This window comes from Dyadobacter sp. CECT 9275 (genome assembly GCF_907164905.1).
In the GTDB taxonomy this organism is placed as follows: Bacteria; Bacteroidota; Bacteroidia; order Cytophagales; family Spirosomataceae; genus Dyadobacter; species Dyadobacter helix.
Window position 1 is genome coordinate 2,990,332 of sequence record NZ_CAJRAF010000002.1, and the last position, 19,394, is coordinate 3,009,725.

Annotated in this window: 17 protein-coding genes; 12 read left to right on the plus strand and 5 right to left on the minus strand. The window is 44.6% G+C overall.

What is annotated here, in order from left to right:
* Positions 1-4 precede the first annotated feature (4 nt).
* The 6 genes from pyk to KOE27_RS20130 all read left to right on the plus strand — a co-directional run bounded on the left by pyk (position 5) and on the right by KOE27_RS20130 (position 7,341).
* On the plus strand, positions 5-1,444 hold the full coding sequence (pyk, locus tag KOE27_RS20105; RefSeq protein ID WP_215240592.1) for a pyruvate kinase: 1,440 nt from the start codon (positions 5-7) through the stop codon (positions 1,442-1,444).
* A gap of 161 nt (positions 1,445-1,605) precedes the next feature.
* Complete coding sequence (locus KOE27_RS20110) at positions 1,606-2,220, plus strand: Uma2 family endonuclease (protein ID WP_215240593.1); 615 nt, start codon at positions 1,606-1,608, stop codon at positions 2,218-2,220.
* 150 nt (positions 2,221-2,370) lie between these two features.
* Positions 2,371-2,742, plus strand: coding sequence for a BlaI/MecI/CopY family transcriptional regulator (locus KOE27_RS20115; protein WP_215240594.1), 372 nt, complete (start codon positions 2,371-2,373; stop codon positions 2,740-2,742).
* Between the two features lie 15 nt (positions 2,743-2,757).
* A complete protein-coding gene (locus KOE27_RS20120; protein ID WP_215240595.1) occupies positions 2,758-4,236 on the plus strand; it encodes a M56 family metallopeptidase in 1,479 nt (492 codons plus the stop codon).
* A 4-nt stretch (positions 4,237-4,240) separates the two neighbouring features.
* Positions 4,241-6,289 (plus strand): M56 family metallopeptidase, encoded by a 2,049-nt coding sequence (locus KOE27_RS20125; protein ID WP_215240596.1) that lies wholly within the window; start codon positions 4,241-4,243, stop codon positions 6,287-6,289.
* A complete protein-coding gene (locus KOE27_RS20130) occupies positions 6,286-7,341 on the plus strand; it encodes a Gfo/Idh/MocA family protein (protein WP_229252849.1) in 1,056 nt (351 codons plus the stop codon). The genes KOE27_RS20125 and KOE27_RS20130 overlap by 4 nt, the downstream gene beginning before the upstream one ends.
* 99 nt (positions 7,342-7,440) lie before the next feature.
* Here KOE27_RS20130 and KOE27_RS20135 read toward each other — a convergent pair whose 3' ends face one another.
* Both KOE27_RS20135 and KOE27_RS20140 read right to left on the minus strand, forming a co-directional pair.
* Positions 7,441-7,833: an ExbD/TolR family protein gene (locus KOE27_RS20135; RefSeq protein WP_215240597.1), complete on the minus strand. Its 393-nt coding sequence runs from the start codon at positions 7,831-7,833 to the stop codon at positions 7,441-7,443.
* Positions 7,834-7,896: 63 nt separating this feature from the next.
* Entirely contained in the window at positions 7,897-8,577 is a 681-nt protein-coding gene (locus tag KOE27_RS20140) for a MotA/TolQ/ExbB proton channel family protein (protein ID WP_215240598.1), read from the minus strand.
* Positions 8,578-8,927: 350 nt separating this feature from the next.
* Here KOE27_RS20140 and KOE27_RS20145 point away from each other — a divergent pair, with 350 nt between their 5' ends.
* From KOE27_RS20145 to KOE27_RS20160, 4 genes are all read left to right on the plus strand, one after another.
* Positions 8,928-9,248 carry a DUF6787 family protein gene (locus KOE27_RS20145; protein ID WP_215240599.1) on the plus strand — a complete coding sequence of 107 codons (321 nt, stop codon included), beginning with the start codon at positions 8,928-8,930 and terminating at the stop codon, positions 9,246-9,248.
* A 156-nt stretch (positions 9,249-9,404) separates the two neighbouring features.
* Positions 9,405-10,232 carry a mechanosensitive ion channel family protein gene (locus KOE27_RS20150; RefSeq protein ID WP_215240600.1) on the plus strand — a complete coding sequence of 276 codons (828 nt, stop codon included), beginning with the start codon at positions 9,405-9,407 and terminating at the stop codon, positions 10,230-10,232.
* A gap of 123 nt (positions 10,233-10,355) precedes the next feature.
* Complete coding sequence (gene ffh / locus KOE27_RS20155) at positions 10,356-11,678, plus strand: signal recognition particle protein (protein ID WP_215240601.1); 1,323 nt, start codon at positions 10,356-10,358, stop codon at positions 11,676-11,678.
* 49 nt (positions 11,679-11,727) lie between these two features.
* Positions 11,728-12,213, plus strand: coding sequence for a hypothetical protein (locus KOE27_RS20160; RefSeq protein ID WP_215240602.1), 486 nt, complete (start codon positions 11,728-11,730; stop codon positions 12,211-12,213).
* 64 nt (positions 12,214-12,277) lie between these two features.
* Here KOE27_RS20160 and KOE27_RS20165 read toward each other — a convergent pair whose 3' ends face one another.
* Entirely contained in the window at positions 12,278-12,925 is a 648-nt protein-coding gene (locus KOE27_RS20165) for a hypothetical protein (protein WP_215240603.1), read from the minus strand.
* Between the two features lie 80 nt (positions 12,926-13,005).
* Between KOE27_RS20165 and KOE27_RS20170 the strand changes: the two genes are divergently transcribed.
* A complete protein-coding gene (locus tag KOE27_RS20170) occupies positions 13,006-14,469 on the plus strand; it encodes an NADH-quinone oxidoreductase subunit N (RefSeq protein WP_215240604.1) in 1,464 nt (487 codons plus the stop codon).
* Positions 14,470-14,481: 12 nt separating this feature from the next.
* Here the strand turns inward: KOE27_RS20170 and KOE27_RS20175 are convergent, their stop codons facing one another.
* On the minus strand, positions 14,482-15,342 hold the full coding sequence (locus tag KOE27_RS20175; protein WP_215240605.1) for a TraB/GumN family protein: 861 nt from the start codon (positions 15,340-15,342) through the stop codon (positions 14,482-14,484).
* Between the two features lie 183 nt (positions 15,343-15,525).
* Positions 15,526-17,118 (minus strand): M28 family peptidase, encoded by a 1,593-nt coding sequence (locus KOE27_RS20180; protein ID WP_215240606.1) that lies wholly within the window; start codon positions 17,116-17,118, stop codon positions 15,526-15,528.
* A 414-nt stretch (positions 17,119-17,532) separates the two neighbouring features.
* Here KOE27_RS20180 and typA point away from each other — a divergent pair, with 414 nt between their 5' ends.
* Entirely contained in the window at positions 17,533-19,347 is a 1,815-nt protein-coding gene (typA, locus tag KOE27_RS20185) for a translational GTPase TypA (protein ID WP_215240607.1), read from the plus strand.
* Positions 19,348-19,394: the final 47 nt, after the last annotated feature.

Sequence of the window (19,394 nt, forward strand, 5' to 3'; positions counted from 1 at the left end):
ACATATGTCTTCCAAAAAAACAAGAATCGTAGCCACGGTTGGTCCCGCATCAGAAACTAAAGAAATGCTATACGCTCTGGCAAAAGCCGGGGTAAACGTTTTCAGACTCAACTTTTCGCATGGTACCCATGCGGACCATCTTGCCAGATTAAATACTATTCGTGAAATCAATGAAGAATATGGATTAAATCTTGCCATTCTGCAGGATTTACAGGGCCCAAAGATCCGTATTGGTATGGTGGCCGAAAAGGATGGTGTCCTCATTGAAGCTGGTAATAAATTAATTCTTTCTAATACCGAAGTGCTGGGTACCTCCGAAAAGGTGAGCACTCCTTACGACGGTATGTACAATGATGTGAAGATCGGAGACCGTATCCTGATGGACGACGGCAAGCTGGAAGTACTCGTTACCGGGCTCGACGGAAGCGACGTGGTCACCGAAGTAATTTATGGCGGTTATCTGAAATCAAAAAAAGGCGTTAACCTGCCCAACACAAAGGTATCCATGCCATCTGTAACTGCGAAGGATTATGAAGACCTTGAATTTGGTCTTGAACATAACGCTGAATGGATCGCGCTTTCCTTCGTTCGCACGGCGTCCGAAATTCTTAAGGTAAAAGAATATATCCGGAACAAAGGCAAGCTTTCCAAAGTAGTTGCCAAAATTGAAAAACCCGAAGCGATCCTGAACATCGACGAAATCATTGAAGCAACCGATGCGATCATGGTTGCCCGCGGTGACCTGGGTGTTGAACTCCCCGCTGAAGAAGTTCCGATGATCCAGAAAATGATCGTGGACAAATGTAATAAAGCCGGTAAACCAGTAATTGTTGCTACCCAGATGCTGGAAAGCATGATCGAAAGCCCGAGAGCTACCCGCGCCGAATTGAACGACGTGGCAAACTCTGTACTGGACGGAGCTGATGCCGTTATGCTCAGCGCAGAAACAGCTTCCGGGAAATACCCCATTTTAGCTGTTGAAAGCATGACACGTACCATTGAAAAAGTGGAGGCTTCCACCAACAGCGTGTACTTCAAACATCATGCTTTTGTAAACGAAACACCGGGTGCTGATAAGCTGAACGACAACGTGGTCATGAGTGCCTGCCGTTTGGCGCGCGATACCCAGGCGGCTGCCATCATCGGAATCACCCGGTCGGGATATACCTCATTCCGCCTGTCTCACCACCGCCCCAAGGCCAACTTGTTTATTTTCACCTCCAACAGGGTTTTAATGAATCAGCTGGCGCTTTACTGGGGTACCAAGGTTTTCTATTACGATCGCTACCAGGGAGTTTCAACAGATGATCTTATTGAGGATATCAAATTGTTCCTGATTGAAAAAGGAGAGCTGCAAAAAGGAGATGTATTTATTAATACACTCAGTATGCCGGTTTCCAAGTTAAGGAAAACCAATACTGTTAAATTAAGCGTGGTAGAATAATATTGCCATATCCATACTTTGATAGAACGGCAGGGGAAATCTCCTGCCGTTTTTTATTTTCAGGTATTCCTAGGAGTATAACGTAAACGATTACTGCATAGGACCATAAAATTTGGAATCGATATTTTTGTATATTTGAAAAGTATCGTACCACTTTCGCCATGATAGCTCCTTCAGGCCCACGCACGGACATTCCTGCCCAAATGATACCCAACGCTCTGATCCATGAAATAATTGACGGCAAACCTCTTTACAGAAAAGGTTACCGTGATGTATTATCCAAAACCAAAAAGATAGAGGATATAATGGGATCCAGTTCGCTGCAGTTTTTTATAATTGATTTTATCTTAAGAATTTTATACAGGAATGTTGATGAGGATCAATATATAATCGCTACCAACGAAGCAGGTTTGCATCTGGACCGGAGAAATAACATTGCCGGAGATATTTTGATATTCGACAAGGATGTGCTGACAATGGATAAAATCAACAGGCATTATTCCCAGGTACCTCCTAAAGTATCCATAGAAATTGATTTGGATATTGAACTCGAAGAACTCACTGAAAGCAGCTACATTTCCATCAAAACCAAAAAACTTCTGGAATTCGGAGCCGAAAAAGTGATCTGGTTTCTTACCGAGCAAAAGAAGGTAATGATTGCAACTAAACATACCGACTGGCTGATGGAGGATTGGGATACTAACGTTGAGATCATGCCTGGAATTACCTGCAACTTAGGCGGATATCTCAAAGAAAAAGGATCTGAATTTGCCTGAGATGAAGGCATATACCTAAAAAACGGCTGAATCATCAAAGCCGTTTTTTATTTTTTCACAACAACTAAGAAAATAGTTTTTAAACTAATTAAATAGTATTACATTTGAAAAACCAAATTTAAACTCTATAAATTCTTATACAGACCTATCATGGAAATTCGTACACTCACACGCGCCGAAGAAGAAGTTATGCGCATCCTGTGGCAATTGAAAAAAGCATTTGTAAAAGATATACTGGCCGAAATGCCGGAGCCCAAGCCTGCCTATAATACGGTTTCAACCATCATCAGGATTCTCGAAAAGAAAGAAGTAGTGGGATACACGGCTTTTGGAAAAACCCACGAGTATTTCCCCCTCATCAGCGAAGAGGAATACAAACGCCATGAAATGAAGCAGCTGATGGTCAATTATTTTGATAATTCATTGCCTAACCTGGTTTCCTTTTTTGTAAAGGACAATGACCTTAAGTCCAAAGATCTGGATGAAATTATGAAACTGATCAATGATCACAAAAACAACTAAACTTTTCTGTTAGCCATGAACATCCTGATCTTTATCGGTAAGGTGAGCCTGTACTGGGTGCTTTTTTATGCCTGTTATCTCCTGTTCCTGCGGCGGCAAACCTTTTTTATCTGGAACCGTTTTTATCTGATCGCAGCACTCATTATTTCGTTTGCCCTTCCGTTTATCATTTACCCTGAGTCTGCACCAGCCCTGCCGGTCATTTACGAGATAACCAGCCAACCCTTTACTGTATCCACCGTCCAGGCAGAAACACCTTCACTGCTTACCCTGACCAATATGCTCTGGTTTGTTTATGCAATAGGAGCTGTGATCAGCGGTTTTAAGTTGTACCGCAGTATACGGCAACTCTCAGGTTTACTGCACGAGGGAGAACGCATTGAGCTGGAAGACTGCACGGTAATTTTAATAGATTCAGATCAGGTTGGTTCCTTTTCCTTCCTGAAATGGATCGTCATCAACAGGAGCGATTACGAAAATCATTTTGACGCTATACTACGGCATGAAATGATCCATGTCGGGCAGAAACACAGTTATGATATTTTATGGATAGAATTTTTAAAAATTATATTCTGGTTTAACCCCATTCTGATCTTTTATAAAAACGCTATCCAGGAAGTACATGAATACCTGGCCGATGAAGCGGCCCCCAACCGTGAAACCTATGCGATGTTTCTGGTTTCCTATGCCCTGAACGCCCCCATTGCTTCGCTGACGAATCATTTTTTCAAACCGTCCCAGATCAAAGCGAGGATCCGGATGATTTATAAAAACCGTTCCTCGAAATGGTTACTTAGTACCTACATGATCACGCTGTTATCTGTCGGCCTGATCGCCCTGGTGGTGGCTGGCTGCGAGCAGATCGTAGAGACGGAAACGCCCGCAGACAATGAAAAGAAAAGCAGCAAATTGAATGCCCGAGTTACCTCGCAACCCTCGCCCCAGAAGGTATTCACGGTGGTGGAAGAGCAACCCGAGTTCCCCGGTGGCATAAAAGCCATGTATGACTTCCTCGGCAGGAACGTTCACTATCCTGAGGCGGCTGCAAAGGCCAATGTAAGCGGACGGGTTTTCCTCTCCTTTGTCGTTTCCGAAACAGGTGAAATAAGCGATATCCTGGTTCTGAAGGGAATCGGCTTTGGCTGCGACGAAGAGGCGGTGCGGGTATTGAAATCATTTCCAAAGTGGGTACCAGGCAAACAGGGAGGCCTGCCGGTGAATGTAAGGTACAATCTGCCCATTAACTTTGAGTTAACCGACGGCCAGCCAGAAATAGTCTCCAAACTGCCTGAAACCCGTGTTCAGATTACACAAAATGGTCCTGCACCCATGTATGTTGTTAACGGCGTGATCATCACAGACACGCTTAGCCTGAAGAAAATTGATCCGGACAACATTCAGTTTATTAATGTCCGGAAAGGCGAGAGCGCCACTGAGGCGTACGGGGAAAAAGGCAAAAACGGAGTAATTGAAATTAAGACCACCTCTCTTTAAGTCAATGGAATCACTCATTTACATTGCCAAAGTAAACCTGTTCTGGATTCTGTTTTATGGAAGCTACTGGCTGCTGTTCCGGAAACATACATTTTTTGTATGGAACAGGTTCTACCTCACCGGAACATTGTTACTTTCCAGTATTCTGCCTCTGGTAGAATTTCCTGAAACGGAACTCCCTCCTTCGGCAAGGGTTGTCCCCGGCATCGTGTATGAGATATCCGCTGCACCTGTGGTACTCACATCAGGCCCGGCTGCAACTCCGGAAACAGATTGGTCACAGCTTGTCTGGATTTTATACTTTACCGGCTCCTGCCTGATGTTACTTCGTTTAATATATGGATTTTATCAAGTGAGAAGGCTGATCAGGCAGGGGGAATGCCTGAAGTTTGATGATTATTCCATCATTCTTTTACCGGAAGGAGAATCTGCCATGAACAAAACCGGCTCTTTTTCATTTTTCAGATGGATGGTAATCAGTGATTATGACTACAAAAATCACCTGGATACTATTCTGAGACATGAATATATCCATATCAGGCAATGGCATAGTATTGACATTATCCTGATCGAATTCCTGAAAGCAGGCTTCTGGTTCAACCCTGCGCTTTGGCTCTATAAACGTTCCATGCAGGAAGTCCACGAATTCCTGGCCGACGAACAGATTGCCAACCGGGAGCATTACGCCAAATTCCTCGTTTCCTACGCATTTAATGCACCGGTTCAGTCTGTTACCAATCATTTTTTCAACTCGTCACTGCTTAAAAACCGGATCAAAATGATATACAAAAACAGAACATCCCGCTGGCTGCTGAGCAAATACCTGATGCTGATTCCGATGACAGCCCTGGTCATCATCACTACCGCCGCCAGGAAAAAAAGTATTGCATTATTCCCCGATAAAAACGTTTCTTCTTCCAACCTTTTTAAAGACAATACACTACCGTTATCCAACCCGCTTGAATTACTTTATCCTGAAAATCACGATGGAGAAAAGATAAGCATAAAAGGGCAGGTAACCGACGAAAAAGGTACCGCGGTTCCGGATGCGATCGTTGTCGTCAAAAATGGCTCTCAGGGAACCGTTACCAATGTCAGTGGCGAATTTGAATTGAAAGACGTGCCAGTAGAGAGTGAGATAGTCGTGAGCCATGTTGGCTTCATAAATTCCGGATTCGTAGTGGAAAAATCCAGAACCAATTATAAAGTCAAATTACAGAAAAGCGAAAACCGGCTCTCTGAGGTTGTCGTGGTAGGATATCCATCCTCGGACTCCAAAAAAAGTATCCCTGACACTTCCGGCACTGCTTTTAAAGTAGTTGAACAAAATCCTGAATTTCCGGGAGGCGATGTAGAACTCATGAAATACATCGGCAAACACATCAGGTACCCCGCAGAAGCTTCCGTTGCAGGTGTGGAAGGAACGGTGCTGATTTCATTTACCGTAAACCCGAATGGGGATATACGTAAGCCAACCATCGTAAAAGGTTTAGGATATGGCATTGATGACGAAGCCACCAGAATGGTCTTGAATATGCCCAGATGGACACCGGCCCGGCAAAATGGGAAAGCTTTATCCGTAGATTATACTTTACCCATCAAATTCCAGCTTAACCATGGAGATATAAATAATATAAAGGAAAAACAACAAGGCTACTTTCAAAAGCCTGAAATGCCTGATGGAGTCAGGATCAATGACCTTGGGGGCGGAAGTAAGGTGGACAATGTTCTGTTTATCGTTGACGGTGTAAAAATGAAGGAACGAGGCCTGACAGGGCTTCCAAAATTGAACCCGGACGAAATTGAAAGCATTGCCGTATTAAAAGACCAAAGCGCACTTGCCGTATATGGTGAAGAAGGCAAAAATGGTGTAATTTTGGTCCGGACAAAAAAAATTAAGGAAACGACCAAACCTGCTCAGCAAAAAACACCGGCAACGGGAGGGAAATTCTATAATTACAAATATCCTTTTGACAACAATTCCTCGCAAGACCTGAGTGAAAAAACTGTTCTCGGTTACAGAATTCCCTCGGAAAAAAATCCTAAAAATTGACGCAGCCAATTCAAAAACCACGCCACAAAGTTGCCATCATTGGAGGCGGACATATTGCGGAGCAAAACCATATTCCCGCTTTACAGAAGTTATCACATCGTACGGAGATCATTGCCATCTGCAGCCGCGATAAAAGCAAAGCACGTTTGCTTGCCGATAAGTTTGCTATCCCTTTTGCCTATGATAATACAGAGGAGCTGTTTTCCAGCAGCAGGCCGGATATCATTATCAACTGTACGGCAAACAATCTTCATTATCCATTTACCATGCAGGCGCTTGAAAACGGCTGTCATGTTTTATGTGAAAAACCACCTGCCATGCGTGCCTTAGAAGCCCGAGAAATGGCAGATACCGCTGAAAAATACGGCAAGACCCTCGCTTATAATTTCCAGCGCCGCCAAACACAGGAATATCAGTTACTGCAAAAATGCCAGCAGGAAGGCAAACTTGGTGAGATATACCATGTCAAAGCCAATTTCCTGAGACGGCGCGGGATACCTGGCTGGGGAAATTTCACCAACAGGGAAATACAGGGAGGAGGCGCGCTTATTGACCTGGGTGTGCATGTGCTGGACCTGGCGATGGGATTGATGAATTACGAAAAGCCCGATCGTATTGTGGCCAATACCTACAACTTCCTGGGCAAAGCTGGCGGCAAAGGATTGCTAGGTGCATGGGATCCGGCTAAATTTGAGGTAGAAGATGCCTGTTTTGCCTATCTTTCCTTTCCTGGAAAAGCTTCCATCATGCTTTCTGCTTCCTTTGCGCTGAATACGCAAGAGGCTAAAAACATCAATCTTGAAGTATTCGGTACACAGGCCGGCGCGGTGCTGCATCCTTTTTCCTTACATACCGAATTCGCCGGAGAACTGGCGGACGTCCATTTCCCGTTCCTGGAAGATGAAAACATACAACTGAAAAACACCATTGCCTTTCTGGATGCTTGTGACGGACAAGTATCAAATATCTGCTCAGCCCGGGAAGGTGCCGTTTTACAGGAGATAGTTGAAAACATCTATCAGAGTGCAGGTATGTTTGGTCAGAAAATGTAGTAACCAGACAGATAAAAAAGCTGTGCCCTGAGAGCAAGCATCCCAGGGCACAAACTTAATTTTTTCTCCGTCCTACCTCCTCCCGTTCCTCCACCTGCCCTATTTGGCAGTAGCCATCACCATTTTAATATCCTGCTTGGCACCTACCTGCAGGACATCTACCAGATCCTGCACTGCCAGATTTTTGTCAACCCGCAGTACTACCGTCCTGTCTTCCACGCCTGCAAAAATGGTCTGAAGCTCGGTTTCAAGGCGTTCAAAAGGGATGGGTTCCTTGTCAATATAATAAACCTTGTGTTCATCAATGGAAAGGGTAATCTGCTTTTTATACATCTGCTGCGTAGCCGAAGCTTTTGGCAGCATCAGTTTGATCACGTTCGGATTGGACATCGTGGAGATGATCAGGAAGAAAAGCAGCAGGAAAAACATAATATCGTTAAGGGAGTGTGTAAACACCTCCGGGGCGAACCTGGCCTTACGACGTATTTTCATATACTAATATGCAATAAGTGAATGATTGATGAGCAACAAGGTTAGTCGCTCGTTCCTGGTACCTTACTTGGATGTTACCGGCTTCTGCAGTACATCGATAAAGTCCGAGGCGGCCATTTGCAAACGAAGTGCAAAACGGTCAATTTTCATGTTCAGGAGGTGATAACCTGCATACGCAATCAAACCGAGTATCAGACCACTCCCCGAGGTAATCATTTTTTCATACATACCGCCCGCAATGGTACTGATATTGAAGTCATTGGAAACAGATATGTCGTAGAAAATCCGGATGATACCGGCAATAGTACCCACAAAACCAAGCATCGGTGCAATACCTGCAATCACCCCCAGATAAGGCAGGTTCCCTTCCATCCGTTGAATTTCGATCTGACTTGCATTTTCAATGCTGGTCTCGATATCCTTGATCGGATAACCGATGCGCCCTATTGCCCTTTCAAAAATTCTTCCCGCTGCATTACGCTGATTGCGGCAAAGAGACTCTGCAGATTTCAGATTCCCCTGCTGAATAAAATCTTTCACGTTATCCACAAACTGACTTTCAATTTTGCCGTTGGCAGTGATGGCCAGAAACCGTTCAATAATCAAAAATAAGGTTACAAGAAACAATAGCCCCAGGGGGAACATTACCCATCCGCCTTTTCCAAGGAGGTCAATAAGAGAAAGCCCTTGGGTTGCCGCAGGGGCTACCAAAGTAGAGTCAGTAAGTGCTTGAAGAAGCATCATATTACAGGGTGAAAAGTGAAAAGTTAAGCTAGTGAAAAAGTGGTCACTTCCTATGAAAACGACTTTGAACATAAACGGAGCAAATTCCTCCATATTGTTTAAAGGGCAAATATAGAAAAATTACTCTTTGCCTCCGTACCGTTTTAGTACCTTCACAAAAGAAGGATACCCAACTTTTAACAAAAGCACTTCTGATCCCCCTGAAATAATAAGAGCGATGCCCCGGTAAATAAATATTGACTTTTCTTATGACCGCGCGCAGTATTAAACCTTAATTAAAATACTTGAAAATTGATTTTTGGGTTGTTTCTTTGTAAAAATTTGAGCGGAATCATATTAACCAATACGTAATGGAAAAAAATGCGCAGCCCTGGTTGGGAAAAATGCAGGAAAAATGGGGTTTGGAAACAACCAGGCAAGTTCTTTTGGTTCTGGCGGTTTTCAGCTTATCGGGCTCGTCGGTAGTCTGGCTCAGAAAAGGTTTGTTTCAGCTACTGGGATACGACGATCTTACACCGATGTGGCTGAAAACAGTTACGTATATCCTTTTCATTTTCCCTACCTACCAAAGCCTGCTTCTGATCTATGGCTTTCTGCTTGGCCAGTTTTCATTTTTCTGGGAAAAGGAAAAGAAAATGTTTCGCTGGATAGCAGCCAAATTCAAAAAATAGGAATCAATTAAAGTACAATAATATACAGGGTGAGTTTCGCCGGAGCTCATCCTTTTTTGTTTCTATCTATAAAATAATCAGCGTTTTCTTCCGGATTTACATCCTGTGGCGTGACTGACTACCTCTCCAATAGTCTAAACGAAAAAACGCTTCTACATGCTACCCGAAAACTTCAATTTCGATCTTATTAAAGCGCAGATCGTTGCTGCCATTGCGCAGTATGGCGGCAAGATCCTCCTTGCCATTCTTGTCCTGATCATCGGGCGGTTTCTGATATCCAAAATCACACACCTGGTCAGCCAAGCCCTCGACAAGCGAAAAGTGGACCGTGACGTCCAGCCTTTCCTGAATTCATTGGTCAACGTGATGCTGAATATCATGCTGCTGCTCAGCATCGCAGGGATACTTGGCATTCAAACCACTTCATTCGTAGCTGTTCTGGGCGCAGCCAGTTTGGCAGTCGGTTTTGCACTACAGGGCAGTCTGGCCAATTTTGCAGGCGGCGTGCTGATCCTCATTTTCAAACCATACCGTGTCGGCGACCTCATCAGTGCCCAAGGATTTACAGGCGTGGTGGAAGCCATTCAGATTTTTAATACCATCCTGGTTACGGTTGACAACAAAACCATTATTCTGCCCAACGGGGCGCTTTCCACCTCACCTATTACCAATATATCAGGCAAAGGAAAGATCCGTGTGGATATGGTATTCGCTGCCGGAAGCCAGAATGGCGTCGATGCCATAAGGGCCGCGATCAGAAAGGTGGTTGACATCTGCCCCACCGCGCTCAAAAACGTTGAACACGATATCCTGGTAACCAAGCTGACAGAAAATGCTATTTTCTTTGATGTACGGGTATGGACACCCAGTGATACATTTTGGGATACCTATTATTATATAAATGAAGGTATCAGTAAGCAATATGCGCTGGATGGTATTGGAGCACCACAGCCAGCCCTGCTGAATGTAGCACTTAAGCAATAACTTTGGCAGGCATCTGATAAATGAATATTTAAAGGAGTACGGGATCAGCTTTCCCGTACTCCTCTTTTTATTGTACCTTTGTGCATTATTTCAATTCAGGTTTAGAATCATTCATATTATTCCATGTTTGAAAACTTACAGGACAAGCTTAATAACGCCTTTCGTACCCTAAAAGGTAAAGATCGGATTTCAGATATAAACGTTGCGGCCACCACAAAGGAAGTGCGTAAGGCCTTGGTAGATGCGGACGTCAACTTTAAGGTGGCGAAGGAAATTACAGACCGTATCAAGGATAAAGCCCTGGACCGGAAGATTTTGATATCGGTTGAACCCGGGCAGATGTTCGTCAAGATCGTCCAGGAAGAGCTCACCGAACTCATGGGTGGCCAGGCCGAGGGCATCAATATCAAAGGCGACCCGGCTGTAATCCTTATTGCAGGTCTGCAGGGTTCGGGTAAAACCACTTTCTCCGGAAAACTTGCGCAACACCTAAAAAAACAAGGCCGACAGGTTTTGCTCACAGCTTGTGATGTATACCGTCCTGCTGCGATAGACCAGCTTAAGGTTCTTGGAGAACAGGTAGGTGTGGAGGTATTTTCAGAACCTGAAAATAAAAATGCAGTAAGCATTGCCCAAAATGCAGTGGCGCATGCTCGTAAAACGGGCAAAAAAATTGTGATTGTGGATACGGCCGGCCGTTTGGCTGTGGATGAAGTCATGATGCAGGAGGTTTCGGATATTAAATCTTCGGTAAAACCATCCGAGATCCTTTTTGTAGTGGATTCCATGACCGGGCAGGATGCTGTGAATACCGCTAAAACCTTCAATGATCGCCTGAATTTCGACGGGGTGGTACTTACCAAGCTCGATGGCGATTCACGCGGCGGGGCAGCACTCTCTATCCGTCAGGTTGTTGAAAAACCCATCAAATTCATCAGTACGGGTGAAAAAATGGATGCACTCGACTCTTTCTATCCTGACCGTATGGCGAGCAGGATTTTGGGGATGGGTGACGTGATCTCCCTTGTTGAGCGTGCACAGCAAGCTTTTGACGAAGACGAAGCAAAACGCATCAATGCTAAGATGCGCCAGAATAAATTTGATTTTGATGACTTCCTGGGGCAGCTTCAGCAAATCAAAAAAATGGGTAATGTGAAAGATCTGATTGGCATGATACCCGGAATGGGCAGTGCGATGAAAGACATGAATATTGATAACGAGTCGTTTAAGCCAATTGAAGCAATTATCCAGTCGATGACCAAGAAGGAGAGGGAAAATCCCGACATCATTGACGGGAGCCGCAAAAAACGGATCGCAACGGGAAGCGGAACATCTGTTTTGCAGGTCAACAACCTGATCAAACAATTTGATGAAATGCGGAAAATGATGCGCAAGATGAACACCATGCAAGCTGCGGGGAAGTTGGGCAAAGCATTGAAAAGATAGGAAGGAGTAATAAATCTTAAATTTGATCCGATACCATAACCCTCTATTGATGAAACGGTTGATACCGCTTGCCTTCGCTCTTTTTCTATTGTCCAACCAGTCGCTTTTTGCGCAGGCATCAGTCGGATATTATCCATGGAGCAGCTCGCTGACAGTCAGTACAAATCCGAAAAAGATAATCTGGCTGGACGCCCGTTTGCAGACCAATTCTCTTTTCAGTGGGCTAAGCATTGACCTGCTTCCAATGGTTAATCTCAAAAGAGGAGAAGTGGTGCAGTGGTATCTGGGCGGAGGTTTAAGGCTTAACCCATTATACCGGATTTCCGATCCTAAAGCAGATCTGATCACGATTGACGGATATTCAGTAAACTTAGGTGTAAGAATATCCCCCTTACCACAAAACAGGAATATCCAGCTTGCCCTGGAATTAAATCCTTATGTGAAGGACAATCTGGAAAGCGGTGTACTTAAAAGTAACTTTGGCCTGGTTTACTTTTTTGGCAAAAGAAATAAGGAACCTCTGTTACAACCTTAATGGCATACATTTAAGAAGTCCGGAAATTAATTTATGCCGGACTTCTCTTTTTCCTTAACCGGGTTCAGTTACCACCTCTTCCTGCTTTGTAGGCATCATATTCCTCCAGCAACTGGGCAAGGTCCTCGTCCTTATCAAACGCCAGCTGCGACTCTCGGATCACATAGTTCATTTTGTTTCTTTCATCCGTCAGCAGTTTGAGAAAACTATTCCGGTCTTTAAGACTTACCGGATTTAATTTTTCATTTTTAAGTACATATAACTTTCCCGCCTCAGAAACCGGCGTTCCGTTTTTTTGTGGTGAGTAACGCTTCACCAGTTTTGTATTCCCATCATAAATGACCTGATAAAACGGCTGCCTGGAATCGCCGTCGATCGTCGGAAAGCCTCGTCTGAAATTGTAAAGGGCCGTCCCGGTGGGGAGCGTGAATCCTGTAACATCTTCTCCTGTCCGGTACACGGCATCGCCTTTTTTGAACTCCAGCTGATCTCTGCTGGTATCGTACCTGAACTTTACGCCATCATATACCATTCCGTCCTTTACTTTTACGGCACCGGTATACCACTCATTAAAAAGAAGCGAAGAAGGTTCCGACGCTGTTATCTGTATTTCCTGGGCAGGAGTTCCTGCCAGTCCTGTTGAGTCCTGAGCGTAAGATATACCGCCTGCCAAAAGGCCGGAAGCCAGAAAAAGGTTGCGAAGATTTTCCATAAAACGATTTGTTTAGTACAATATAGATGGATTCCCTACCATCTTTGTGTACTTTTGCCAAAAAAATTATACCTGCATAATTGGATTTAAACGAACAGCTTCTGAACATCCGCCAAAGCCTGGCAGGCATATTACCTGAAATATTCCTGGCTGCCTTGTTTTGTGGTATTTTGTGTATTGAATTATTCTTTCATCATCATCCCAACAAAAAAAGGGCGGCTTCTTACTTACAGTATGTCGCTTTGGCCAGCAGTTTCATTACCTTCATTCTGGTACTGAAACAGTGGAACCAGGAGCCCTCCTACCGTTTTCATCCGCTTTTATTTCTGGATCATCAGGCCGTATTTTTTAAACTGATGATCACAGCCGCGTGGATTTTTACACTGATCCACGTACGTATCCTGAAATATGATTTTCCACCAGAATTTAATGCCCTGCTGATTGCCGTTGTGGTCGGATTGAATTTATTGACCATGGCAACACACCTGCTTACGATATACCTGTCGCTTGAACTGGTTTCGGTTACCTCCTATTTGCTAGTTGCCATTTCTCCGTATAAAAAAGCAGCGGAAGGCGGATTAAAATATCTGCTTTTCGGGGCGGCAAGTTCAGCCGTAATGTTATATGGTATTTCATTGATTTACGGATTGTCCGGCACGATGGACATTACCAGTGAAGCAATGACAGCCGGGCTGGTCGCCAATTCCGGTTTGATTGTCATCACCACGATTGTAATGACTCTCGGCGGATTGTTGTTTAAGCTATCCCTCGTACCCTTCCATGTGTGGGCACCAGACGTTTACGAAGCGGCTCCCACACCTTTGGTATCCTTTCTTTCGGTTGCTCCCAAGGCCGCGGTTATCCTGGTACTGATGCGGCTTGCGGGGGTAATGCCCGCTCAGTATTTCCCTGTTTTAGGCGGAATAGCGCTGGTGAGTATTACAGTTGGCAACATTTCTGCATTGTGGCAATCCAATGCACGAAGGCTTCTTGCCTATTCCTCCATCGCCCAGGCAGGTTACCTGATTGTTGGTGTAGTAGCTTACAGCCGTTTTGGATTTGAATCAGCAGTGTTTTACACCGCTGCCTATCTGATGATCAATATGGCTGCTTTTTTCCTGATTGATATTCTAAAACCTGACAGCGATACCAGGCTTTCGGGATATGAAGGATACGGCAGAGCCAACCCATGGATTGCCGGAATCCTTACCGCCGTGATGATCGCCCTGGCCGGGCTGCCACCCACAGTAGGGTTCACATCCAAGTTACTGATTTTTTCAGCCCTTTGGGACAGCTACCAGCAACTGCAATTCCCCTGGATGCTCTGGCTGCTGGTAGGTGGGATACTCAACGCTGCCATTGCCCTGGCGTACTATCTCAGGTTACCGTACCTTTTGTTTTTCAAAAAAGCGCCTGACGAAGCTCCCGTGAGAAATAGAATATTTTTCCTCCCTGCCCAGTTGGTTGCAGGTTTCTTACTTTTCACCATCATTGCCCTGTTTATCAAACCCGAATGGATCATGAACTGGATAGCCGCATTTTAAAGGCGGTGTGAGTTATAAAACCGGCCTGACATCGTAGCCAGCCTTTCGCAGCAATGCAATTACCCCTGTCGGCCCGCCCAGATGTGCCGCTCCTACGCCAAAAAACGTGGGCTTTGCTTTCATGATCTTATCCATCCTGGGGATCCATTTCCGGTTACGATCAAACAGCATGATCTCTTCGTTCCCGTCCAGTCCAAATTCACTTTTCATCGTCAGCTGATATAAACTGTCAATATCCTGGGCTTTGTACAGATCTACCAGATTCTTAAATTCTTTACGTGCGCTAGGCAGGCTGTCTATCATGACAACGATCTGTTTCAGTTGGTCGCTGTAAGGAATCGTATCAAATATTGCCATTTGTTCTTCCAATGTTTCAATCCCTATTACCTCCGACTTTTGCTTTTTGGCCAATTCCACCAGTGACATTTCGTACGACTGCGGCTGACAGGATAGTACAACATTAAACAATGGCCCCATCAGTACAAACGGTTTCGCCTTTTCAAACATGGCCAGCCCAATCCCCACCGAATCTTTATAATATGCTGATAGTCTTGAATATTGTTCTGGACTCATCAGACTTTTCAGTTCTGTTCCATTTTTCATATTCATGGTTTTCATCATTTTCATCATCATCTCGGGATCATCCATATCCACTTCAAGTGCTGTTTGTTCGGTTCTGGATAATGCATTTTTAAGCGCGTCACTCAAGGCAAAATCTGCCGGGCAAATCAGGTGAATCGTCCCAAATAGATAGGACGGAGATTGCAGCCCCATCCCTGTAACCTCCCAGAGTAAAGCTTTTTCCTTAGGAGCCTGCGCGCATACGTAGGACGTACAGCATAACAGAATGCAGTATATAAATGCTTTTTTCATGAAAAGGGAAATTTAAGTAGGCAGTAGAAAGTTTAAGGTAGGCAGGGTGTTACTGATTGGTTTGCAGTGACTGGAATAAAAACAGGATATCAGTTCAGATTTTTCTGACGAACGGTAGGATAGGAACGAATAAAACTAAAATGCCCCGACAAAGCCAGGGCATTGATAGCGAGTATCGTTACACTACTCTTTATGGCTATCTACCACAATGCGTCCGTCGCGGTTAACAAGCTCCCAGGCGGTGTAAAAAACAAGTTTTACGATAGGTGCCTGCTTGTCGAACATAATCTTTTCAACATCATCACCCGGCTTGTGATAATCCTCGTGCACACCCGTAAAATAGAATATTACCGGTATCCCGCTTTTGGCAAAATTATAATGGTCGGAACGGTAATAAAAACGATTAGGATCCTTCGGGTCGTTGAAAGTATAGTCGAGTTGATAGTTGATGTATTTTTTATTGGCCTCCTCACTTATAGCATGCAATTGGGAAGAAAGTTTATCTGAACCAATGAGGTAAACATACTTCGGATCCGCTTTATGTGCTTCGTCCACCCGCCCGATCATATCGATATTAAGATCCGCAATCGTCGATTTAAGGGGCAGAAGCGGGTGTTCGGAGTAATATTCCGAGCCAAATAAACCCTTCTCCTCCCCTGTAACATTCAAAAACAATATACTCCGCCTTGGCCCCTTTCCCTCCGCTTTGGCTTTGCTGAACGCCTGGGCCAGTTCAAGCAGGGAAACCGTACCCGAACCGTCGTCATCGGCGCCGTTGTTTATTTCTCCATTAGCCGAAATCCCGATATGGTCTAAATGTGCACTGATCACCAGTACCTCATCTTTCTTATCAGATCCTTCCAAAAAAGCCGCAACGTTTTCAGTATCGATGGTACTGCTCACTCTTTCAGCTTTAAAAGCGACCGATCCCGTTAATGTTTTTGAAACCGGTTTCCCGGTTTTAGCGATTTCGGCCTTTTCAGCAGCCAGTTTTCTGTTTGTTGTTTTTAAAATTTTTGCGGCTACGTCTGAGGAAATAACAAATGCCGCCATGTTATCCGAAGATTCCTCAACCGGATTGAGCGTTGGTGCGCTAAACCGCCTTGCCATAACGGCCCGCTGCCGAATTTCCTTATCAAAATCCTCCCCCGTTTTTTCTGTAACAATCAATACGTATTTCGCTCCTTTTTCCCGGGCAAGTTTTACTTTTTGCTGCCAGGCTACGTTACTTCCCCATTTTGATTTCTCCGTGGTTCCGTTCACAATATAGTTACCATCGGCACTCCGTGGCTCGCCTTCAAAAATCACTACCGCCTTTCCGGTCACATCCCGATGGGCGTAGTCGTCATAACCCGGGCTTTCAATGCCATACCCTGCAAAAATAACCGGGGAAGTTATTTCCTGAGGCAAATCGGCCAAGCCACTGATATAGAAATCCTTGTTAAATTCATATTTCTGACCGTCCACTTTCAGATACACCTCGCCCCAGCCTCTTTTATACAACTTGTATTTCTGAAAGTACGACTTCGAGCCATCCTCCGCAGTCGCTATCGGCGTGAGGCCGTACTCTTTAAAATATTTGGTAACGTACTCTGCCGCTTTCTTTTGTCCTGGTGAGCCGGTGTCTCTCCCTTCCAGGCTGTCGGAGGCAATGATGGTCAAATGTTTTTTCAGATCCTCTGCTGTAATGGTATTCGCATACTTAACCGCATCATCTTGACTATAAGCTAATCCACTGATTGACAGAAAGATTCCCGCCAGTATTTTTTTGTTCATAAATTAATTTTTGAAGACTGTAATTTGTACAAAGAAACTAAACGGCCAGGCCAAAGCAAAATTTTATCCGCCTTCTCCAGCTGCAAGCGTTTTTAAGATGTCCTTCTCACACCCGAATAGTACAGAGCAACTCACCTCATACCGCATCCAAACACAGTTGCGGCTACCCGTCCGTTCCTGAAAGCCAAATGGTACCTATCCAACAACTTTCTTCACTTTTTGTACTTCTTTTAGCAGAAAGCTCATTTTGACCCTGTTAACAATAAATTAATTGTAAAATACTGTTATTCAGCGAAAAACTGTTTACCTTTGCACCCTATTTGGCCAAGGAAATGTCCAGGAGTCGGGAGATCGGAAATTAGTGAAGGTTATTTCAATCCTTCCGAAGGCCATAAACAATTGATCTATAAAACAATGCAAGCCATTCGTAACATCGCAATCATTGCGCACGTTGACCACGGAAAAACAACATTGGTCGACAAAATCATTCACGCTTCAAAGTTATTCCGGGATAACCAGGAGTTTGATGACCTGATACTCGACAACAATGACCTGGAACGGGAACGTGGTATCACCATCGTTTCCAAAAACGTATCCGTGCGTTACAAGGATGTGAAGATTAACGTAATTGATACACCAGGTCACGCCGACTTTGGTGGTGAGGTAGAACGCGTACTTAAAATGGCTGACGGTGTGATCCTTCTGGTGGATGCATTCGAAGGGCCGATGCCGCAAACACGTTTCGTATTGGGTAAAGCGATTGACCTTGGCCTTAAGCCAATCGTCGTCGTTAACAAAGTAGATAAAGAAAACTGCCGCCCGGAAGAAGTTCAGGAAAATGTATTTGACCTGATGTTCAACCTGGGTGCTACGGAAGATCAGCTTGATTTCGTAACCGTGTACGGTTCTTCGAAACAAGGCTGGATGGGTCCTGACTGGCAGAAAAAGACAGAAGATATTACATTCCTGCTTGATACGATCATCGAGTCAATCCCTGAACCGAAGATCGACGAAGGTACACTTCAAATGCAGATCACTTCTCTGGATTACAACGCATTCGTAGGCCGTATTGCTATCGGACGTGTGAAACGCGGCTCCATCAAAGAAGGACAAACTTTGTCACTTTGCAAGGCCGACGGTGTGATCAAAAAAGTGAAAGTAAAAGAAATTCAGGTTTTCGAGGGGCTTGGCAAAATAAAAGTTCCCGAAGTTACTGCAGGCGATATCTGTGCTGTAACGGGTATCGAAGATTTCGAAATCGGTGATACGCTTGCCGATCTTGAAAACCCTGAGCCGATCGCACGTATTGCAGTGGATGAGCCAACGATGAACATGTTGTTCACGATCAACAACTCTCCGTTCTTTGGCAAGGAAGGTAAGTTTGTTACTTCACGTCACCTTCGTGACCGTCTGTTGAAAGAAACAGAGAAAAACCTTGCACTTCGCGTAGAACCTACGGATACGGAAGATAAATTTCTGGTTTATGGCCGCGGTATCCTTCACTTGTCTGTATTGATCGAAACGATGCGTCGTGAAGGTTACGAATTGCAGCTGGGTCAGCCACAGGTTCTCTTCAAAGAAAGCGAAACTGGCGAAAAACTGGAACCAATCGAAACGCTTGTGGTAGACGTTCCTGAAACAACGGCCGGAAAAGTGATAGAATTGGCAACACAACGCAAAGGTGAATTGTTGGTCATGGAACCAAAAGGTGATTTGCAACACCTTGAATTCCTGATTCCTTCAAGAGGTTTGATCGGTCTTCGTTCAAACGTTCTGACTGCCACGCAGGGTGAGGCTGTTATGACACACCGTTTCAAAGAATTCGGTACTTTCCGCGGGCCTATCCCGGGACGTATCAACGGTTCGATTATCTCGAAAAATACAGGTCCGGCTACCGGCTATACACTTGATAAATTGCAGGATCGCGGACGTTTCTTTGTGGATCCGGGAGATGAAATCTACGGCGGACAAGTGGTAGGTGAGCACAACCGTCCAAACGACATCGTGGTGAACCTGCAGGAAGCGAAGAAATTGACCAACATGCGTGCTTCCGGTTCGGATGACGGTCTGCGTATCGCTCCGAAAATCAACTTCTCGCTGGAAGAGTCAATGGAGTATATCCAGAAGGATGAATATCTTGAAGTGACTCCACAAAGCATGCGTATGCGTAAGATCTATCTTGAAGAGAATGACCGCAAGAGATACGGTGCCAAACTGGAAATGGTATAGTATCCTGAGAATTAACATAATAACAAAAAAGGAGATACCGAAGTATC

Coding starts and splice junctions, on each gene's coding strand:
- KOE27_RS20115 (WP_215240594.1), top strand. CDS start 2,371: ATGGAAATTCGTACACTCACACGCGCCGAAGAAGAAGTTATGCGCATC.
- KOE27_RS20160 (WP_215240602.1), top strand. CDS start 11,728: ATGAAACGGTTGATACCGCTTGCCTTCGCTCTTTTTCTATTGTCCAAC.
- pyk (WP_215240592.1), top strand. CDS start 5: ATGTCTTCCAAAAAAACAAGAATCGTAGCCACGGTTGGTCCCGCATCA.
- KOE27_RS20150 (WP_215240600.1), top strand. CDS start 9,405: ATGCTACCCGAAAACTTCAATTTCGATCTTATTAAAGCGCAGATCGTT.
- KOE27_RS20125 (WP_215240596.1), top strand. CDS start 4,241: ATGGAATCACTCATTTACATTGCCAAAGTAAACCTGTTCTGGATTCTG.
- KOE27_RS20165 (WP_215240603.1), bottom strand. CDS start 12,925: ATGGAAAATCTTCGCAACCTTTTTCTGGCTTCCGGCCTTTTGGCAGGC.
- KOE27_RS20175 (WP_215240605.1), bottom strand. CDS start 15,342: ATGAAAAAAGCATTTATATACTGCATTCTGTTATGCTGTACGTCCTAC.
- ffh (WP_215240601.1), top strand. CDS start 10,356: ATGTTTGAAAACTTACAGGACAAGCTTAATAACGCCTTTCGTACCCTA.
- KOE27_RS20110 (WP_215240593.1), top strand. CDS start 1,606: ATGATAGCTCCTTCAGGCCCACGCACGGACATTCCTGCCCAAATGATA.
- KOE27_RS20120 (WP_215240595.1), top strand. CDS start 2,758: ATGAACATCCTGATCTTTATCGGTAAGGTGAGCCTGTACTGGGTGCTT.
- KOE27_RS20180 (WP_215240606.1), bottom strand. CDS start 17,118: ATGAACAAAAAAATACTGGCGGGAATCTTTCTGTCAATCAGTGGATTA.
- typA (WP_215240607.1), top strand. CDS start 17,533: ATGCAAGCCATTCGTAACATCGCAATCATTGCGCACGTTGACCACGGA.
- KOE27_RS20145 (WP_215240599.1), top strand. CDS start 8,928: ATGGAAAAAAATGCGCAGCCCTGGTTGGGAAAAATGCAGGAAAAATGG.
- KOE27_RS20140 (WP_215240598.1), bottom strand. CDS start 8,577: ATGATGCTTCTTCAAGCACTTACTGACTCTACTTTGGTAGCCCCTGCG.
- KOE27_RS20135 (WP_215240597.1), bottom strand. CDS start 7,833: ATGAAAATACGTCGTAAGGCCAGGTTCGCCCCGGAGGTGTTTACACAC.